Here is a 16,469-nt window from a genome sequence, read left to right as displayed (position 1 = left end):
GGCGGGCACGGGGAGTTTGGCACAGTGGGTCGGGTGACTGTGGCGGATTCAGCGCGCAGGCGGGTGTACTTCGCCGTGCCTGTCGCGTCGGCGGTGCTGCTCGCCGGGTGTGGGTCGACCGTGACCGGGCATCCGGTCGCGGGCGAGCAGACGAAGGTGACGCGCCACGTGAGCGCAGCGTTGTCGACGTTGCTGGTGGATCCGGCGCAGTTTCCGGTCAGGTATCCCGCGGTGGTGCTGCCGCCGGAAGCGGCTGGTCAGGCGGCGGGGGATTTGACCGGTATCAGTCGGGGTGCGCGGGTGCAGCCGGGGAATTGTGTGCCGCCGGAACAGCGGCTCGGGCCGGATCAGACCGCGATCGCCGTCGGTACCGACGATGCGACGCGTGCCACGATCACGGTGGAATTGATCAGGACCGAGCAGCCGCTGGCGGCGTGGCGTAGTCAGCTGAAGCAGTGCTCGACAGTGCGGGTGAGCCGTGGTGCCGCGACGACGACCGTGACGACAGAGCTCGAGCCGCCACCGCCGATCGACGCGGACGACACGTTGGCGTTGCGGCGGACGGTGGCGCCGGATGTCGGTGGGGCCGGGTTGACGCAAACGATGCGGACGCTGGCCGGGCAGGTCGGTGATGTGCGAATCACTGTGACATATATGTCTTTTTCCGATGCCAAGCCGGATATGGCGGCGGTGGACGAGCTGTTCACGACCGCGGTGCGGCGGGTCGAGCAGGGGTAGTCCGTGGGTCCCGCGGTGGGACCGTAGCAGGGCACGCCGACAGCTGAGCGGCGATCGCGCGCTGATGAGGGCAGTTTGTCCACAGCCCTTCGGAATTCCCCAGGGCAGCTGAAATGCCTGGTCGGCTCAGCTGGATCGGTCGGAGCGGCGGGCATGCTCGCTGCCATGACCACACCCGAGACTCCCCGTTCCGCTGATACCGCGAAGCTCGATTCCGCCTCTGACGGTGGCACACACGCTGCGCCGGACGATCTCCTGTGTTCCCGCATGTCTTTGCGCAACAAGACTTCCCGCGCTCCGGTGAGCCTCGGCGCCGCCATGCGATCGTGTGAGTTCCTTCGAGCGCGTGGCAATGCGCGGCCGGGCGACGAGGTGCGGCCGGATGATCCAGGTCCGGCGGCGGACAGCGTCGCGTTGGAAGACGCTGGGGCGTTGGGCAATGCGGCGCAGTTGGACGAGACGGCGCGAATGGAGGACTCAGCCGCGTCCGGGGAATCGGCGCCGTGGGAGGGAGCAGGTGCCGGTGCTGCGCCTGAGGGCGGCGGGTTCGGGGTGGCTGATCGCGGGCCTGCGGTGGTCTGTGCTGATCAGGCACCGTCATTCGATGCTGATGCGCCGGATTGTGCTGTGCACGTGGATGATCCGGGGGAGTTGATCGCGGCGGTGCCTGCGATGATCGGGTTTCCGCCGGAGCGGTCGTTGGTGGTGCTCGTGCTGCGGGCGGCGCCGGGGCGCGATGACGGGGCGATCATCGACGCGGTGGTGCGGTTCGATCTGGAGCAGGAGGGTGGGCGACGGAAGCTGCGGGCGGGAGTGGTGGCGCGGTGTGTGGCGCAGATCTGCGCGCACGATGAGGTGGCCGAGGTGCTCGCGGTCGTGGTCGACGACCGGGCCGTGGAACCGGGACGGCAGCGCTCGACGGCCGGGGAACGGTGTGGCACGGGGCGATTCGAGGTGCTGATCGATGCCCTCGCGAGGCGGCTCGCCACGCACGACATCGCGCTCGCCGGAGCGTGGGCGGTGCCTGTCATCGAGCCGGAGCAGTGCTGGTGGAGTCTGTTCGGGGTGGATCGGCGTGGGGTAGTGCCGGATCCGGCGACCTCGATGGTGGCGCTGTCGCATGTTCTCGACGGTCGGCAGATTCGTGGTTCCCGCTCGGAGCTGACGGAGCTGGTGGCGGTCGACGCCGACGTCCGAGACCAGGTGGCGGCGATACTGGACAATGCGCTGGCGGTGGCCCGTGACCGTTATGCCAGGGCGGTCCGGCGGGGCGATCCGAGCGCCTACAGCAGGCAAGCCCTCGACTACGTGCTCTGGCAGATCGCCAACACCGAGTCCGGCGTCGAACTCATGGTCCCAGAGATCGCCGAACTCGCTGCCGCACTGCGCGACCGGGCCGTGCGCGACACCATGTTCGCGCTCGCCGTCGGCGATCACGCCGTCGCGGCGGAAGGCATGTGGGCCGCCCTGACCCGAGCCTTGACCGGCCGCGACCGCGCCGAAGCCGCAGCACTGCTCGGCTACAGCGCCTACGTCCGCGGCGACGGCCCCCTCGCGGGCATCGCGCTGGAAGCCGCCCTGGACGCCGACCCCGACCACCCCCTGGCCACATTGCTGGAAACATCACTCATCGTCGGCATGCGCCCCGAACAACTGCGCCGCCTGGCCCGCAGCGGCTACGACACCGCCACAGATCTCGGCATAGACCTTGGCTCCCCAGCCCCATGAAGCCCAACCGACCCGCGCGTCTTCGCCCTCAACTCCTAGCAGACCCCGTGCTGTCGACAGCCGACGGCGACCAGTCCTGCTGGTACCAACGCGCGGAGGAGGTAATCAGCGCGGCATGGTGGGCGCGGCGAGCTCGCAGCCGTGTCGCCTGGTGCCAACGGTCCGGCGCAGGTGATCAGGGTACGCGAGGTGGCAGGCCGCAGCTGGTGGTCATAGGTGCGACGGAGGCGATCGGCGCAGCGCCGTGTGCGGAGGAATTGGCTGTGCCGCCCGGTTTGCGAGTTGGGCCGACCGGGGTGCAAGCCAGACCATGCGGCGGCCCCGGCGTGGCGTGGTCGACCGGGAAAGTTCAGTGGGGGCCTGCGGGCGGCGGCTACCAATCCTGTTGGTAGCAACGTGTTCGAGGGATGTGACCAGGGCAGGATGGATGGCGATGAGTTGGCGGCCGTGCCACGGGCCAGCGAAATGGTGCTGAGCGGGACGCAAGCCAGACCGTGCGGTTATCCCGGCGTGTGTGGGCCGCGGCTACTTGATCCCGTTGGTAACAACGTGTGCGAAAGAGGTGACCAGGGCAGCGCGGGGTGCGAGGAGTCGCAGCGGTGCCACCGGCTAGCGAATGGCGCTGACCGGTGGAAACTGTCAGGCCGCGCGGTAGGTGATCAGGCAGCGCCGGAGTGTGGCGAGTCGGGGGTAGTGCCACCGGCTAGCGAATGGCGCTGACCGGTGGCAACTGTCAGGCCGCGCGGTAGGTGTTCAGGCAGCGCCGGGGTGTGGCGAGCCGGGGGTAGTGCTACCGGTCAGCGAATGGTGCTGATCGTGGACCACCGTCAGGCCGCGCGGTAGGTGTTCAGGCAGCGCCGGGGTGTGGCGAGTCGGCGGTAGTGCTACCGGTCAGCGAATGGTGCTGACCGGTGGCAACTGCCAGACCATGTGGCGCGGTTTCGGCGCGGCATGGTCGAACGGTAAAGCTCAGCGGGCGCTGTGGGCTCGGGGGCCGAGGGATTGGAGGAAATGCCAGGCGTCGGAGACGATTTCGTCGAGGTCGTTGTGTTCCGGGTGCCAGCCGAGTTCGGCGATGGCGCGCTCGCTGGAGGCGATGAGGGTGGCGGGGTCGCCGGGGCGGCGGGGGGCGTCCTGGGCGGTGATGGGCAGGCCGGTGACGCGTTCGCAGGCCGAGATCACTTGGCGGACCGAGAAACCGGTGCCGCTGCCGAGGTTGTAGACGCGGTGCGTGCCCGGCTCGGAGCTGCCGAGGGCCAGCAGGTGGGCTTGGGCGAGGTCGCGGATGTGGATGTAGTCGCGGATCGCGGTGCCGTCGGGAGTGGGCCAGTCGGTGCCGAATACCGAGATCGCCTTGCGGTGCCCGGCCGCGACCTGCAGTACGAGCGGAATGAGATGTGTTTCCACCACCCGGTTTTCGCCGAGGCCACCGTAGGCCCCGGCGACGTTGAAGTAGCGCAGGCTGGTCGCCGCCAGTCCGTGCGCGATCGAGTAGGAGGTGATGGCGTGATCAATGGCGAGTTTCGACGCACCGTACGGGTTGGTGGGGCGGGTCGGCGCGTCCTCGGTGATCGGCACCTGTTCCGGTTCCCCGTACACGGCCGCGGTGGAGGAGAACACCAGCCGTGGGGTGCCCGCGTGGCGCATCGCCTCCAGCAGCTCGAAGGTCTTCACCACGTTGCCGTGCCAGTACTTCTCCGGCTGCTGTACCGACTCACCGACCAGCGATTGCGCCGCGAAATGCAGGACGCCGTCGAAGGTTTCGGCCGCGAGCAGCGCGGTGGCGGCCTGCGCGATGTCGCCCTCGACGAAGCGGGCGGCGGACGGGACGCCGTCGGCATTGCCGGTGGACAGGTCGTCGACGACGACAACCTCATGACCTTCTTCGAGCAGCACCTGCGCGCAGACCCCACCGACGTACCCGGCACCACCCGTGACCAGAAGTTTCACGCGTCAGACCAGCTTCACCTGGACAGCGTGGGCCATCTCGTCGGACAGCTCGAAACCGTCGTGGCCCGGCACGGTGATGACCACCGAGCCCGGCTTGTTCTCGACCGTCACGCGAGCGTCGGGCACCACGCCCGCCTCCCGCAGTTGGCCGATGACCTCGGGGTCGGTCTGGATGTGCTCGGCCAGCCTGCGCACCACGACGGCGTGCACCTGGCCGTACGGCAGGTCGGACAGCCGGACCAGGGTCTCTTCGGCCGCGGTCGGCGGCACGACGCCAAGCTCGTCGAGGCCGGGGATGGGGTTGCCGTAGGGGGAGGTGGTCGGGTGGTTGAGCACCTCGACCAGCCGCCGCTCGACGTCCTCGCTCATCACGTGTTCCCAGCGGCAGGCTTCGGCGTGCACGTTCTGCCAATCGAGCCCGATGATGTCGACGAGCAGGCGCTCGGCGAGCCGGTGCTTGCGCATCACCGCGACCGCCATGCCGCGGCCCTTCTCGGTCAGCTCGAGGTGGCGGTCTCCGGCGACCAGCAGCAAACCGTCGCGTTCCATCCGCGCGACAGTTTGGCTCACCGTCGGTCCACTCTGTTCGAGGCGCTCGGCGATCCGGGCGCGCAGGGGCACCACGCCCTCCTCCTCGAGGTCGTAGATGGTACGGAGATACATCTCCGTGGTGTCGACCAGATCTTTCACCTGTTACCCCTTCGTCGGCACGAATTCTACCTAGGCACACCGACACGACCGTGTGCCGGACGGTTTCGCGCCGCGTTCGGCGCGGCAATGCGGGTTCCCCGTCGGCGCACGGCATGCCGCCGCGATCGCACTTGTCTGTATTTCTACTGCATACCAACGTTCGACGGGGTCCGTACCTTCCCGCGTAGCGTTGCGAGTATGGCCACTGCACCGCGCAGCGAACACCCGGCGCCACCCGGCGAACAGCGCAGCACCGGAACCGTCGTCTGGACCGACCGGTTTCTCGACTACACCTGGACCCCGGAGCACCCGATGAAACCGGCGCGCCTGAAGTTCACCATGGCGCTGGCGGAAAGTCTCGGATTACTCGACGGTGTCGAGCTATTGGCGCCCACCGCGGCGGACCGGGCCGACCTGCTCCGCATCCATACTCCCGATTACATCGAGGCGGTCGAGCAGGCGCGGGCGCCGGTCGGCTCGCCGCAGGCGCCGCCGTACGGCCTGGGGTCGCCGGACAATCCGGTGTTCCCCGGCATGCATCAGGCGGCCTCGGTGATCGTCGGCGGCACCCTGGCCGCGGCGCGGGCGATCGCCGAGGGCCGGACCCGGCGAGCGGTGAGCATCGGCGGTGGCATGCATCACGCGATGGCCGATGCGGCGTCCGGGTTCTGTGTCTACAACGATGCCGCGGTGGCCATCTCCTGGCTGTTGGACAACGGCTTCGACCGCATCGCCTATCTCGACGTCGACGTGCACCACGGCGACGGCGTACAGCGGGCGTTCTACGCCGATCCGCGGGTGCTGACCGTCTCGCTGCATCAGCACCCGGCGACGCTCTGGCCGAACACCGGTTGGCCGGAGGAGACGGGCGCGGGCGCGGCGGCGGGCACCGCGATCAATCTGCCCGTGCTGCCCGGCACCCGAGACGCGCAGTGGCTGCGCGGTTTTCACGCGGTGGTGCCCGGCGCGCTCGCGGCGTTCCGGCCGCAGATCGTGGTCAGTCAGTGCGGAGTGGACACGCATTGCGAGGATCCGCTGGCGGATCTGGCGCTCACCGTGGACGGCCAGCGCGCCGCCTTCCGTGCGATGCGTGACCTGGCCGATCAACACGCCGAGGGACGCTGGCTCGCCGTCGGTGGCGGCGGGTACGGCCTGGTTCGGGTGGTCCCACGTGCCTGGACGCATCTGCTGGCCACCGCGCTGGACCGCACCATCGCGCCGGAGACCGCGATCCCGCAGGACTGGATCGATCTCGTGCGTGCGCAAGCGCCGCAGGTGGATCCGCCACGCACGATGGGCGACGGGGGCGACATCGCCTACCGTCCGTGGGACGGTCCCGGCGGCACGGGGGAGACTGGGGACGCGCGGCTGGACCGCGCCCAACGCGCCATCGACACGGCCGTGCTGGCCACCCGCCGAGCGACTTTCGGATTGCTCGGCCTGGATCCGGAGGACCCCCGTGACTGACCCCGTAGACACTCCGGACACCCCTGCGGTCCCGCCTCCGCCGCCGCAGCACTGGTTCGCGGATGTGCTCGCCTCCGACGGCGGCGTGGTCCGGCTGCGGCCGATCACGCCGGACGACGCGGCCCCGCTCCAGGAGTTCCACGCCGCGCTGTCGGACCGCACCAGGTATCTGCGCTATTTCGGACCGTACCCGCGGATTTCGCCGAAGGACCTGTACCGGACTACGCACGTCGACTATCACGACCGGGTCGGTCTGGTGGTGGTGCTCGGTACCAAGATCGTCGCGGTGGGCCGCTACGAGCTGCTCGACCGGGTCGGTCGGCGGTCCGCGGAGGTCGCGTTCGTGGTGGCCGACGAGCATCAGGGGCGCGGACTGGGCTCGATCCTGTTGGAGCACTTGGCCGGTGCCGCCGCCGAGCACAAAATCGAGACCTTCGTCGCCGAGGTGCTCGCCGAGAACACCACCATGGTGACGGTCTTCCGGGACGCGGGCTACCAGGTGGAGCGCAGCAGGGACGGATCGGTGCTGCACCTGGAATTCGCCATCGATCCCACCGAAGCGCTACTCTCCGTGCGGGATTCGCGCGAGCGCGCCTCCGAGGCGCGCAGCGTGGGCAACCTGCTCACACCGCGCTCGGTGGCGGTGATCGGCGCGACACCGAGCGCGGGCCGGGTCGGTGGCGCGGTGCTGCACAACCTGCTCTCCGGGGTGTTCCAAGGACCGGTGTTCCCCGTCAATCCCAGTCGGCGTTCGGTGCGCGGGGTGCGCGCCTACGCGACGGTGCGGGAGATCCCCGACGAGGTCGACCTCGCGGTGGTCGCGGTGCCGCCGGACGCGATCGGTTCGGTGCTGGACGACTGTATGGCCAAGGGCGTCAAGGGACTTGTCGTACTCACCGCCGGATTCGACGCGACCGGTGTCGGCGGCGGGACCGCGGAGCGCGAATTGGTCGCTGCCGCACGGGGACACGGGATGCGGGTGGTAGGGCCGAGCGCCCTCGGCATCGCGAACACCGATCCGGCGGTGGCGCTCAACGCGACGTTGGCCTCGGTGTTGCCCGGCCGGGGGCGGATCGGATTCTTCTGTCAGTCCGGGCCGTTGGGCGCTGCCATCCTCGGTGAGGCGGCCGCCAGGAATCTGGGGTTGTCGACGTTCGTGTCCGCGGGCGATCGCGCCGACGTGTCCGGCAACGACCTGCTCCAGTACTGGGACACCGACCCGGACACCGACGTGGTGCTGCTCTACCTGGAGAGTTTCGGTAACCCGCGCAAGTTCTCCCGGATCGCGCGCCGGGTAGCCAGAACCAAGCCGATCGTCGCGGTGAGCAGTGGCCGCCACGCCGCCCAACCGGTCGGCGACATGGACCGCTCGATCGTCCGAGACCTGTTCGCGCAGGCGGGGATTGTGCAGGTCGACTCGATCTCGGAGCTGTTCGACTGCGCCGCGCTGCTGGGTTATCAGCCGCTGCCCGGTGGTTCTCGATTGGCGGTGGTCGGCAACAGCGCGGCGCTGAACTGGCTGGCCGTCGACGCCGCGCAGAGCGAGGCACTGGACGTCGGCGACCCGGTGAACCTCGGCCCACACGCGACGCCCGGCGCCTATCTCGACGCCACGGTGGCGGCGCTGCGCTCGCCCGAGATCGACTCGGTGCTAGTGGTTTTCGCCCCGCCGGTGCCGCTGCCGATGGCCGGTTTCGCCGACGCGATTCGGGCCGCGGCCGACGCGGTCCCCGATGCGGGCAAACCGATCTTGACCACTTTCGTTGCCGAACAGGGCATTCCGAATCTGCTTGCGGTGCGTGGTGCGGGCGCGACGGCGGTGCGTGGGTCCATTCCCTCGTACCCGGACCCGGAGCGGGCCGCGCGGGCGCTGGCTCGGGTCCGCCGTTACGCGGAATGGCGGAACAAGCCGGTGTCGACTGTGGTGCGCCCGAAGGGGATCGACACCGAGCGCGCGCGGCGCTTGGTGACCCAGTGGATGACGACCGGGTCGGCCGGTCGTCGGCTCACCGATCTGGAAACCGTTGAACTGCTCGACTGCTACGGCATTTCGGTGGTGGAGTTCCGTGAGGTGCGCAGCGCCGACGAGGCGGTGGCCGCGGCGGAGGAACTCGGCTACCCCGTGGCCGCGAAGGCGACCGGCGAAATGTGGCGTCGCCGACCAGATCTCACCGGTGTCCGCCTGGATCTGTGGCGGCCGGAGGCGGTGCGTCAGGGGTACGCGGATCTGGCTGAGCTCTGCGGTGACCCGGTGTTGCACATCCAGAAGATGGCGACCAAGGGTGTCGGCTGTGTGCTGCGCGTCCAGGACGACCCGTCGTTCGGCTCGGTCATCGAATTCGGCCTCTCCGGCCTGATCATCGAACTCCTCGGCGATCGCGCCTACCGTGCCCTCCCGCTCACCGCCGACGAAGCCACCGCCCTCATCGATGCCCCGCGCGCGGCCCCGCTGCTGTCCGGCACCCCCGCGAGCCCACGCGTCGACAAGGCGGCGCTGGCCGAACTGGCCCAACGCATCTCGGCCCTCTTCGACGACCTGCCGGAAATGCGCGAGCTGTCGTTCGACCCGGTCCTGGCTTCCACGAACTCGGCGGAAATCCTGTATGCCCGCGGACGAATCGGCCCGGAGCCGAGCCGCTTCGACACCGGCCCGCGTCGCCTCGGCTGAGCTGTCGGCTGGACTTGCGCACGGCCCAGCTCTGCACGCGGGAAGGGTGGGCACGCGGGGAGGGCTGCAGGCGGGGAGCGCTGTGCGCGGGGAGCGCTGCATGCGGGGGAGCGCTGCATGCGGAGACGCTCAGGGGTCTTCTGCGCCGAATGGCAGGGAGTGAGGCAGAACGGGCTGACCCTCAGCGCTTCTGTACGCCCCACAGGGCTTACAGACCCTGTGAGGCGTACGTGCAATCTGTGGGCTCGCCGCGTGTGGGCTCAGTTCGCTGACGAACCACGTTGCCGCACCAGCGGCAGGTAGACCTCGTCGACGATTTCGACGAGGACATCGTCGGGGGCGGTGGGCACGCCGCGGGTGACGAATTCGTTGCGTAGCAGGACGATCGCCACGGTGGCGACGCGTGGATGCAGCGCTTCGGGCGCGCATTCGCCGCGCGCCACCGCGCGCCCGAGGACGGTGAGCCAGAGGCCCGCGGTGGCATCGACGGACTGATCGGGCAGTTGCGTGAGCAGTTCGGCCGCGCCACCGGCCGCGGCCAGGAGTTCGCGCAGGATCGCGCCGAGGGGGGAGCCCCAATGCCTATTGGCCCGGCGCAGTAGTTCGAGAACGTCGTCGCGCAGGTTTCCGGTGTCCGGCGGTTGCACCGTCGTGGTCAGCTGGCGGTAGGCGGCGATGCCGAGCGCGAGGCGGTTCGGCCAGCGCCGGTACAGGGCGTTTTTGTTGGTGCCCGCGCGGGCGGCCACCTTGTCCATGGTCAGCCCGGCATATCCGGATTCGATGAGTTCGTCGGCGGCTGCGCGCAGGATCGCCGCTTCCAGCACCGCGCCACGTCGACGGGTCGGCCCAGCATCCGGCTGCCGCATCGGCCCTCCTTTGACTTTGTCCGGAAATCTGACAACGGATCGTACCCTAAATCGAAGACTTGCCCGATCAGCACATCGAACATTAGGGTACTCAAAGTACCTTAGGGAATGAAAGGTTGTGCCCATGCGGGTCAAAGGCATCAGTTACGACACCGGCTTCCTCCGCGACGGAACGTTCTCGCGTGCGCAGTTCGATCCGAAGATGGTCGAACGTGAGCTGCGCATCATCCGGGATGATCTGCACTGCAACGCGGTCCGCGTGATCGGCGGGGATCCGGAGCGGTTGGAGCTCGCCGCGACATGCGCCGCCGAACTCGGCTTGGCGGTGTGGTTCTCGCCGTATCCGCTGGAATTGACGAAAGCGGAGATGCTGGCGCTGTTCGCCGACTGCGCCGAGCGGGCGGAGCGGATCAGACGGCGCGGAGCCGAGGTGGTGTTCGTGACCGGCGCCGAACTGAGTTTGATGAACAAAGGCTTCCTGCCCGGTGACTCGCTGGCGGAGCGACTGGAGCTGTTGCTGCGGCCGGAGGGTAGGCAGGAGCGGATTCGCGACGTCGGCGCGAGTATCAACGCTGTGCTCGCCAAGGCTGTCGCTCTCGTTCGTGAGCGTTTCGGCGGCAAGGTCACCTACGCGGCGGTGCCGCTCGAGCGTGTCGATTGGGAACCCTTCGACATCGTGTCCGCGGATCTCTACCGGTCCTCGGAGGTCGCAAATCAGTTCACCGATGGCGTCCGGGCGCTGGTGGCGCAGGGGAAGCCGGTCGCGATTACCGAGTTCGGTGCCGCCACCTATCGCGGCGCGGCTGATCGAGGGGCGCAGGGGCTGGAGATCGTCGAGTACAACGCACACGGCCCGGTTCGGCTCAACGGTGAATACATCCGCGACGAGGCCGGTCAGGCCGCGTATGTGCGCGAGCTACTGGACGTGTTCGACGCGGAGAGTGTCGATGCGGCCTTCGTTTTCCTGTTCGCGCTCTACGACCATGTGCACCGCCCGGACGGCGATCCCCGTGACGACTTGGATCTGGCCAGTTACGGCATCGTCAAGGTCTTCGAAGTCGGTCACGGGCACACCTACCCGGACATGCCATGGGAGCCCAAAGCCGCGTTCACCGCGCTCGCGCGGCACTACCGGAACGATTGAAGCCGTTGGGCCGCATTTGAATTCGTCGGCCTGGCAGATTTCACGCCGACCGGTTCGCGCGGTTCCCGGAGGGGGCGGGGTGCGCGCGGCACCGGCCGGCGTTGGCAGGTGACCCCGAAGGTCACCAAGTCGGACGCCGGACCGGCCTCGGGAGTAGCCCGGCGTCGTTGGCGTGCCGGTGTGATCCGGCACGGGTTTCGGGTCAGCTGGCGTAGGCGCGGAGGCGGTCGGCCCGCTCGCCCTTGCGCAGCTTCGACATGACTTCGCGCTCGATCTGGCGGACCCGCTCGCGGGAGAGCCCGAAGAGCTTGCCGATCTGGTCGAGGGTGCGTGGCTGGCCGTCGTCGAGGCCGAAGCGCAGCCGGATGACCTGCTGCTCACGCTCGTCGAGGGTGGCCAGGACGCTGCGCACGTCGTGGTGCAGCAGTCCGGCGATCACCGCGGACTCGGCCGAGGTGGCCTCGGAGTCTTCGATGAAGTCGCCGAGTGGGGCCTCTTCGTCGTTGCCGACCGGCATGTCCAGGCTTACCGGGTCGCGGCTGTGGTCGAGCAGATCGGAGATCTTGTCGACCGGGATGCCGGACTCGTTGGCCAGTTCCGCGTCGGTGGCTTCGCGGCCGAGCTGCTGGTGCAGTTCACGCTTGATCCGGGCCAGCTTGTTCACCTGTTCGACCAGGTGGACCGGCAGCCGGATGGTGCGGCTCTGGTCGGCCATGCCGCGGGTGATGGCTTGCCGGATCCACCAGGTGGCATACGTGGAGAACTTGAAGCCCTTGGCGTAGTCGAACTTCTCCATGGCGCGGATCAGGCCCAGGTTGCCTTCCTGGATGAGGTCGAGCAGCGGCATGCCGCGGCCGGTGTAGCGCTTGGCGAGCGAGACCACGAGGCGGAGGTTGGCTTCCAGCAGGTGCGACCGAGCGGCCTGGCCTTCGCGAACGATGAGGGCCAGATCACGCTTGCGGGTGGCCGACAGACGCTTGCCCGTCTCCAGCAGGTGCTGGGCGTAGAGGCCCGCCTCGATACGCTTGGCCAATTCGACCTCGTCGGCGGCCGTGAGCAGTGCAGTGCGGCCGATCCCATTCAGGTACACGCGTACCAAGTCGGCGGCGGGGCTCTGGGCGTCGAGGTCCGAATCGCTGATGCGCACACGAGTGGTGGCGGGGCTTGTCATGACTTGCCTCCTGTCGGTGGTGTCTCACTCCGAACAACGGACCCGACAGAGAGAAAGTTCCCCGTCTCAGCTCAGATAAACCGCTCTGACGTGCGGTTTTCCGCACTCACGTCTGAGAAGTTCCTGAGAAGCGTCGAGCGATGGAACATCCTCTGTCCGGTGCCTGCACCGACCTACCCGCAATTGCCGGGATTACACGGGCCGCACCAGCCCATGCCGGACCAGCCCGGCCACCACGGACAGTGCGTCGGCCGCGAACTCGGCAGTCACCTCGTCGGATCCATGGGCAACTGCCAGCAGTTCGATCAACTCGTATAACGGGAGGCCGTCCGCACGCATTCCCGCCAGCAGCGAGATGGTGGTCTCGTCGACTTCGTGCTGCCAGCGCGGTCCGTCGCCCCGGTGCACGCGGGCCACCTGCTGAGTCCAGCCGTCGGGTCCCGGCAGTGCGACGCGTTCCAGCGCGGTTGCCGGGTCTACCACGAAACGTGAAGTCCAGGCCAGTTTTTCGTCACCCGCGACGGCGCGCAGCCAGGCGGACCGCTCGAAATAGCGAGTCGCCTCGTCGCCGAGCGGGTCGTCGAAGTTGTGGGTGAGGTCCTCGGCGAGCAGTTCGGTCGGACCGTCGATGGCGCGCAAGTAGACGAAGCCGAAGCCGATGCCCTCGACATCGGCCGCGGCGAACGCGTCGAGCCACTGCTCGGCGCGTGCCTGGGCGGCCGGGTCGCGCGGATCCAAACCGGCGTCACGCAACCAGGTGCCGACGTAGAGGGCCGGGTCGGCGACATCACGCTGCACCACCCAGGCGTCGACGCCGTGCGCGGGCAGCCACGACGACACCCGGTGCCGCCAGTCCGCACCGTCGACGTGCACCCACGCCGCGAGCATCGCGGCCGTGCCGCCCGGGGCGAGCAGGTCCGCGGCCTGCCCGATCACCAATTCGCTTGCGCCGTCGAGGGCGAGCCCGGAGTCGCGGTAGGTGTGCTCGATCCTGGCCGGTCCGACGACGAACGGCGGATTCGCCACCACCTGATCGAAGCGGCGGCCCGCCACCGGCTCGAACCAGGAACCTTCGAGGAATTCGATATCGAGCCCGTTGAGCGCGGCGGTGGCTTCGGCGAGCCAGAGTGCGCGGGCGCTCACGTCGGTGCCGGTGACCCGTTGCGCGTAGGAGGCGGCATGGACGGCTTGAACGCCACACCCGGTGCCGAGGTCGAGCACGGAGCCGACCGGGCGGGTCGGCGTGGCGCGCAGCAGCGAAAGGGACGCGTGGCCGACACCGAGCACGTGGTCTTCGGTGAGCGTCCGCCTGCGCATCGAATCGTCGAGATCGGACAGGATCCAACGGGTGCCCGCTCCGGCGTCCAGGGGACGTAGATCGAGCGCCGCGCGGACCATGGCACCGTCGCGGGCAAGCAGCCCGGCCGCCACCGCGAGCTCGATACTCACCGGCGCGAGCGCGGCCGCCACTTCTTGTTCGGGCAGCGCGTCCCCGAGCAGCAACAGCCGGATCAGCGAGCCCAGCTTTCCCGCATCTCGCGCCGCCCGCCGCACCGGCACCGGTTCCGACCGGCCGAGCGCCGCGTGCACGTCCTCGCCGAGCACCTCGAGTAGCGTGTCGGCGTCGTAGCCGACCCGGGTCAGCGCGACCCGCAGATCGGGGCACAGCGCGGTGAGCAGAGATCCGGTGGTCGTCGATCGGTTCGTAGGCACATCGGTACTTTGCCACCGCCACCGATCAACACTTGCCAGGTGTTCGCGTGTCACAGCATTCGGTGCGGCTACCCCGTCAGACGCCTTTCGGGTCGCGCGCCGTGATGCAGTACGGCGCGTCGGCCGGGTCGCTCATCACGATCCAGTGTTCATAGCGGTCTACGACTGTGGCGCCGAGGGTTTCGTGCCACGCGGCGGTGGCGGTGATGTCCGAGGAGGACAGGTCGATGTGTGCGCTGGTGGGGCGGTCTTCGCCGAGGCGCTGGAGCAGCAGCTGGATGGGGAAGGGTTCGTCGGCGCGCAGCCGGGCGAACTCGGGGAGTCGGCCTTGCTGGAAGTTCCAGCCGGTCAACGACTTCCAGAATTCGGTCTCGGTGGCATAGTCGGCGGGGCCGATGTCGAGGCAGACCTGGTCGAGTCGGCTGAGGGTGCCGTCGGGGCCGGGCACGGCGGGGGCGGGGGTGCCTTTGGTGCGCCTGCTCGGGGTGAGGCAGAAGGTTTGGCCGCTGGGGGAGCGCAGCACCGCGTAGTCGGGGTGGTTGGCGACCAGTTCGGCACCGAGGTCGAGCGCGGTGCGCACGGCGGTCGGGATGTGGTCGACGTCGAGATCGAGATGGACGCCGCCGAGGCCGGTGACCGACTGCATCTTCACGCCGGCGGCGGAAAAACGCGCGGGATCCGGTAGCAGTGTGAGGAATTCGTCGTGCTCGCCGCGGCGGGCCGAGAGTTGGGTGCCGGTGACTGTGGACCAGAACTTCGCGCAGTCGTCGAAACGCTGGGCGGGGCGGTCCAGGAAGGCCCAGATCCACCGAATCATGTTCACTCCTGTCTTGTTCCCCGGGCCACCCTAGGGAAAGCCGCGCGCGCTGTCGAGCGGATTGGCGTGTCACGCGCGCTGGCACGATCTTGGTGATTTGTGGCATTACGGCCACTCGTTGGGTGGGCGGTTTTCCGGCACTCTCAGCGGGTGACCGAACTGCAGACGCCGCCGACCGTACCGTCCGAGACCACCATTGACCGGCGTCGTCTGCATCCCGCGTGGATCGTCGCGGGGGTGGGGTTCGTCACGCTGCTCGGCGCTGCCGCGTTCCGCTCGGTGCCCAGTGTGCTGATGGATCCGCTGCACGAAGAGTTCGGCTGGTCGCACGGCACGATCGGGGCGGCCGTATCGCTGAATCTGCTGCTGTACGGGCTGATTTCGCCGTTCGCCGCGGCCTTGATGGACCGGTTCGGCATTCGCAAGGTGGTGTCCTGTGCGCTGGTGCTCGTCGCGGCCGGTGCCGGGTTGACCGTGTTCATGACCCAGCCGTGGCACCTGATGCTGACCTGGGGTCTGCTGGTGGGTGTCGGCGTGGGGTCGATGTCGATGCCGTTCGTGGCGACCATCACCGGACGCTGGTTCGTGCGGCAGCGCGGTCTGGTCACCGGTGTGCTGACCGCGGCGGGGGCGACCGGTCAGCTGATCTTCCTGCCATTGGTGTCGGCGCTGGCGCACGCGCACGGGTGGCGGTTGCCGTCACTGATCGTTGCTGGGGCGGCGCTGGCCGTTGTGCCGTTGGTGCTGCTGTTCATCAGGGACTTCCCGAGCGATGTCGGCGTCACCGCGTACGGCGGGGAGGTGGGCAGTGTGGTCGGCATCCGCACCCCGGCGGGCGTCGGTGCTTCGCGGGCGCTGACGGTGCTGGCCGAGATTGCGCGGACGCGCGGATTCTGGTTGCTGGCAGGCGGATTCGCGGTGTGCGGCGCATCGACCAACGGTCTGGTCGGCACCCATTTCGTCAGCGCCGCGCACGATCACGGGATGCCGCCGACCGCAGCCGCGAGCCTGCTGGCCGTCGTCGGCATCTTCGATGTCGCGGGCACCATCGCGTCCGGCTGGCTGACCGACCGCATCGACCCGCGCTATCTGCTCATCGGCTACTACACGTTGCGCGGCCTGTCGCTGCTGATCCTGCCGTCACTGCTCGGCCCGCACACCCAACCCAGCCTGTGGGTGTTCATCATCTTCTACGGCCTGGACTGGGTCGCCACCGTCCCGCCGACCGTCATGCTCTGCCGCGAACTCTTCGGCAGCAACGGCCCCGTAGCCTTCGGCTGGGTCTTCGCCTCCCACCAAATCGGCTCCGCCATAGCCGCCACCGGCGCCGGCGTAATCCGCGACATCCAAGGCACCTACGACCTCGCCTGGTACCTGGCCGGCGCCCTATGCGCCACGGCCGCCCTGATGTCCGCCTTCATCCTCCGCAACCCCGAACCCAAACCAATCCCCACCGAAAGCGCCTGATCCCCGACATGTCCCGCTCAGGCGCTATCCCAACTGTCGCGTTTCCGCGA

Annotated in this window: 12 protein-coding genes; 6 read left to right on the top strand and 6 right to left on the bottom strand. The window is 68.8% G+C overall.

Annotated features, from left to right (window positions below; all coding sequences use genetic code 11):
* Positions 1-39: 39 nt before the first annotated feature.
* On the top strand, positions 40-738 hold the full coding sequence (locus KV110_RS28740) for a sensor domain-containing protein (protein ID WP_393540210.1): 699 nt from the start codon (positions 40-42) through the stop codon (positions 736-738).
* A 165-nt stretch (positions 739-903) separates the two neighbouring features.
* Entirely contained in the window at positions 904-2,466 is a 1,563-nt protein-coding gene (locus KV110_RS28735; protein ID WP_246634045.1) for a DUF4192 domain-containing protein, read from the top strand.
* Positions 2,467-3,435: 969 nt separating this feature from the next.
* Here KV110_RS28735 and galE read toward each other — a convergent pair.
* Together galE and KV110_RS28725 are read right to left on the bottom strand one after the other, a co-directional pair.
* The gene (gene galE, locus KV110_RS28730) at positions 3,436-4,416 is read right to left on the bottom strand and encodes a UDP-glucose 4-epimerase GalE (protein ID WP_218470346.1); all 981 of its coding nucleotides are present in this window, start codon (positions 4,414-4,416) and stop codon (positions 3,436-3,438) included.
* 3 nt (positions 4,417-4,419) lie between these two features.
* Entirely contained in the window at positions 4,420-5,106 is a 687-nt protein-coding gene (locus KV110_RS28725) for an iron-dependent transcriptional repressor DtxR (RefSeq protein WP_218470345.1), read from the bottom strand.
* 198 nt (positions 5,107-5,304) lie between these two features.
* Between KV110_RS28725 and KV110_RS28720 the strand changes: the two genes are divergently transcribed.
* Complete coding sequence (locus tag KV110_RS28720; RefSeq protein ID WP_218470344.1) at positions 5,305-6,573, top strand: acetoin utilization protein AcuC; 1,269 nt, start codon at positions 5,305-5,307, stop codon at positions 6,571-6,573.
* On the top strand, positions 6,566-9,241 hold the full coding sequence (locus KV110_RS28715) for a bifunctional acetate--CoA ligase family protein/GNAT family N-acetyltransferase (RefSeq protein WP_218470343.1): 2,676 nt from the start codon (positions 6,566-6,568) through the stop codon (positions 9,239-9,241). The genes KV110_RS28720 and KV110_RS28715 overlap by 8 nt, the downstream gene beginning before the upstream one ends.
* A 260-nt stretch (positions 9,242-9,501) precedes the next feature.
* Here KV110_RS28715 and KV110_RS28710 read toward each other — a convergent pair whose 3' ends face one another.
* Positions 9,502-10,107, bottom strand: a complete 606-nt coding sequence (locus tag KV110_RS28710) for a TetR/AcrR family transcriptional regulator (RefSeq protein ID WP_218470342.1) — start codon at positions 10,105-10,107, stop codon at positions 9,502-9,504.
* Positions 10,108-10,231: 124 nt separating this feature from the next.
* Here KV110_RS28710 and KV110_RS28705 point away from each other — a divergent pair, with 124 nt between their 5' ends.
* Entirely contained in the window at positions 10,232-11,251 is a 1,020-nt protein-coding gene (locus tag KV110_RS28705; protein ID WP_218470341.1) for a glycoside hydrolase family 113 protein, read from the top strand.
* A 202-nt stretch (positions 11,252-11,453) separates the two neighbouring features.
* Here the strand turns inward: KV110_RS28705 and KV110_RS28700 are convergent, their stop codons facing one another.
* From KV110_RS28700 to KV110_RS28690, 3 genes are all read right to left on the bottom strand, one after another.
* Positions 11,454-12,422, bottom strand: a complete 969-nt coding sequence (locus tag KV110_RS28700; protein WP_218470340.1) for a sigma-70 family RNA polymerase sigma factor — start codon at positions 12,420-12,422, stop codon at positions 11,454-11,456.
* A 192-nt stretch (positions 12,423-12,614) separates the two neighbouring features.
* The gene (locus KV110_RS28695) at positions 12,615-14,135 is read right to left on the bottom strand and encodes a DUF7782 domain-containing protein (RefSeq protein WP_218470339.1); all 1,521 of its coding nucleotides are present in this window, start codon (positions 14,133-14,135) and stop codon (positions 12,615-12,617) included.
* Positions 14,136-14,211: 76 nt separating this feature from the next.
* Complete coding sequence (locus KV110_RS28690; protein WP_218470338.1) at positions 14,212-14,952, bottom strand: VOC family protein; 741 nt, start codon at positions 14,950-14,952, stop codon at positions 14,212-14,214.
* 150 nt (positions 14,953-15,102) lie between these two features.
* On the opposite strand from KV110_RS28690, the gene KV110_RS28685 reads away from it, so the two are divergent.
* A complete protein-coding gene (locus tag KV110_RS28685) occupies positions 15,103-16,419 on the top strand; it encodes an MFS transporter (RefSeq protein ID WP_218470337.1) in 1,317 nt (438 codons plus the stop codon).
* The last annotated feature ends 50 nt before the right edge of the window (positions 16,420-16,469 follow it).

The organism is Nocardia iowensis (assembly GCF_019222765.1).
In the GTDB taxonomy this organism is placed as follows: Bacteria; Actinomycetota; Actinomycetes; order Mycobacteriales; family Mycobacteriaceae; genus Nocardia; species Nocardia iowensis.
Note: the sequence above shows the minus strand (reverse complement) of the source record. Positions and strands in the feature narration are given on the sequence as shown.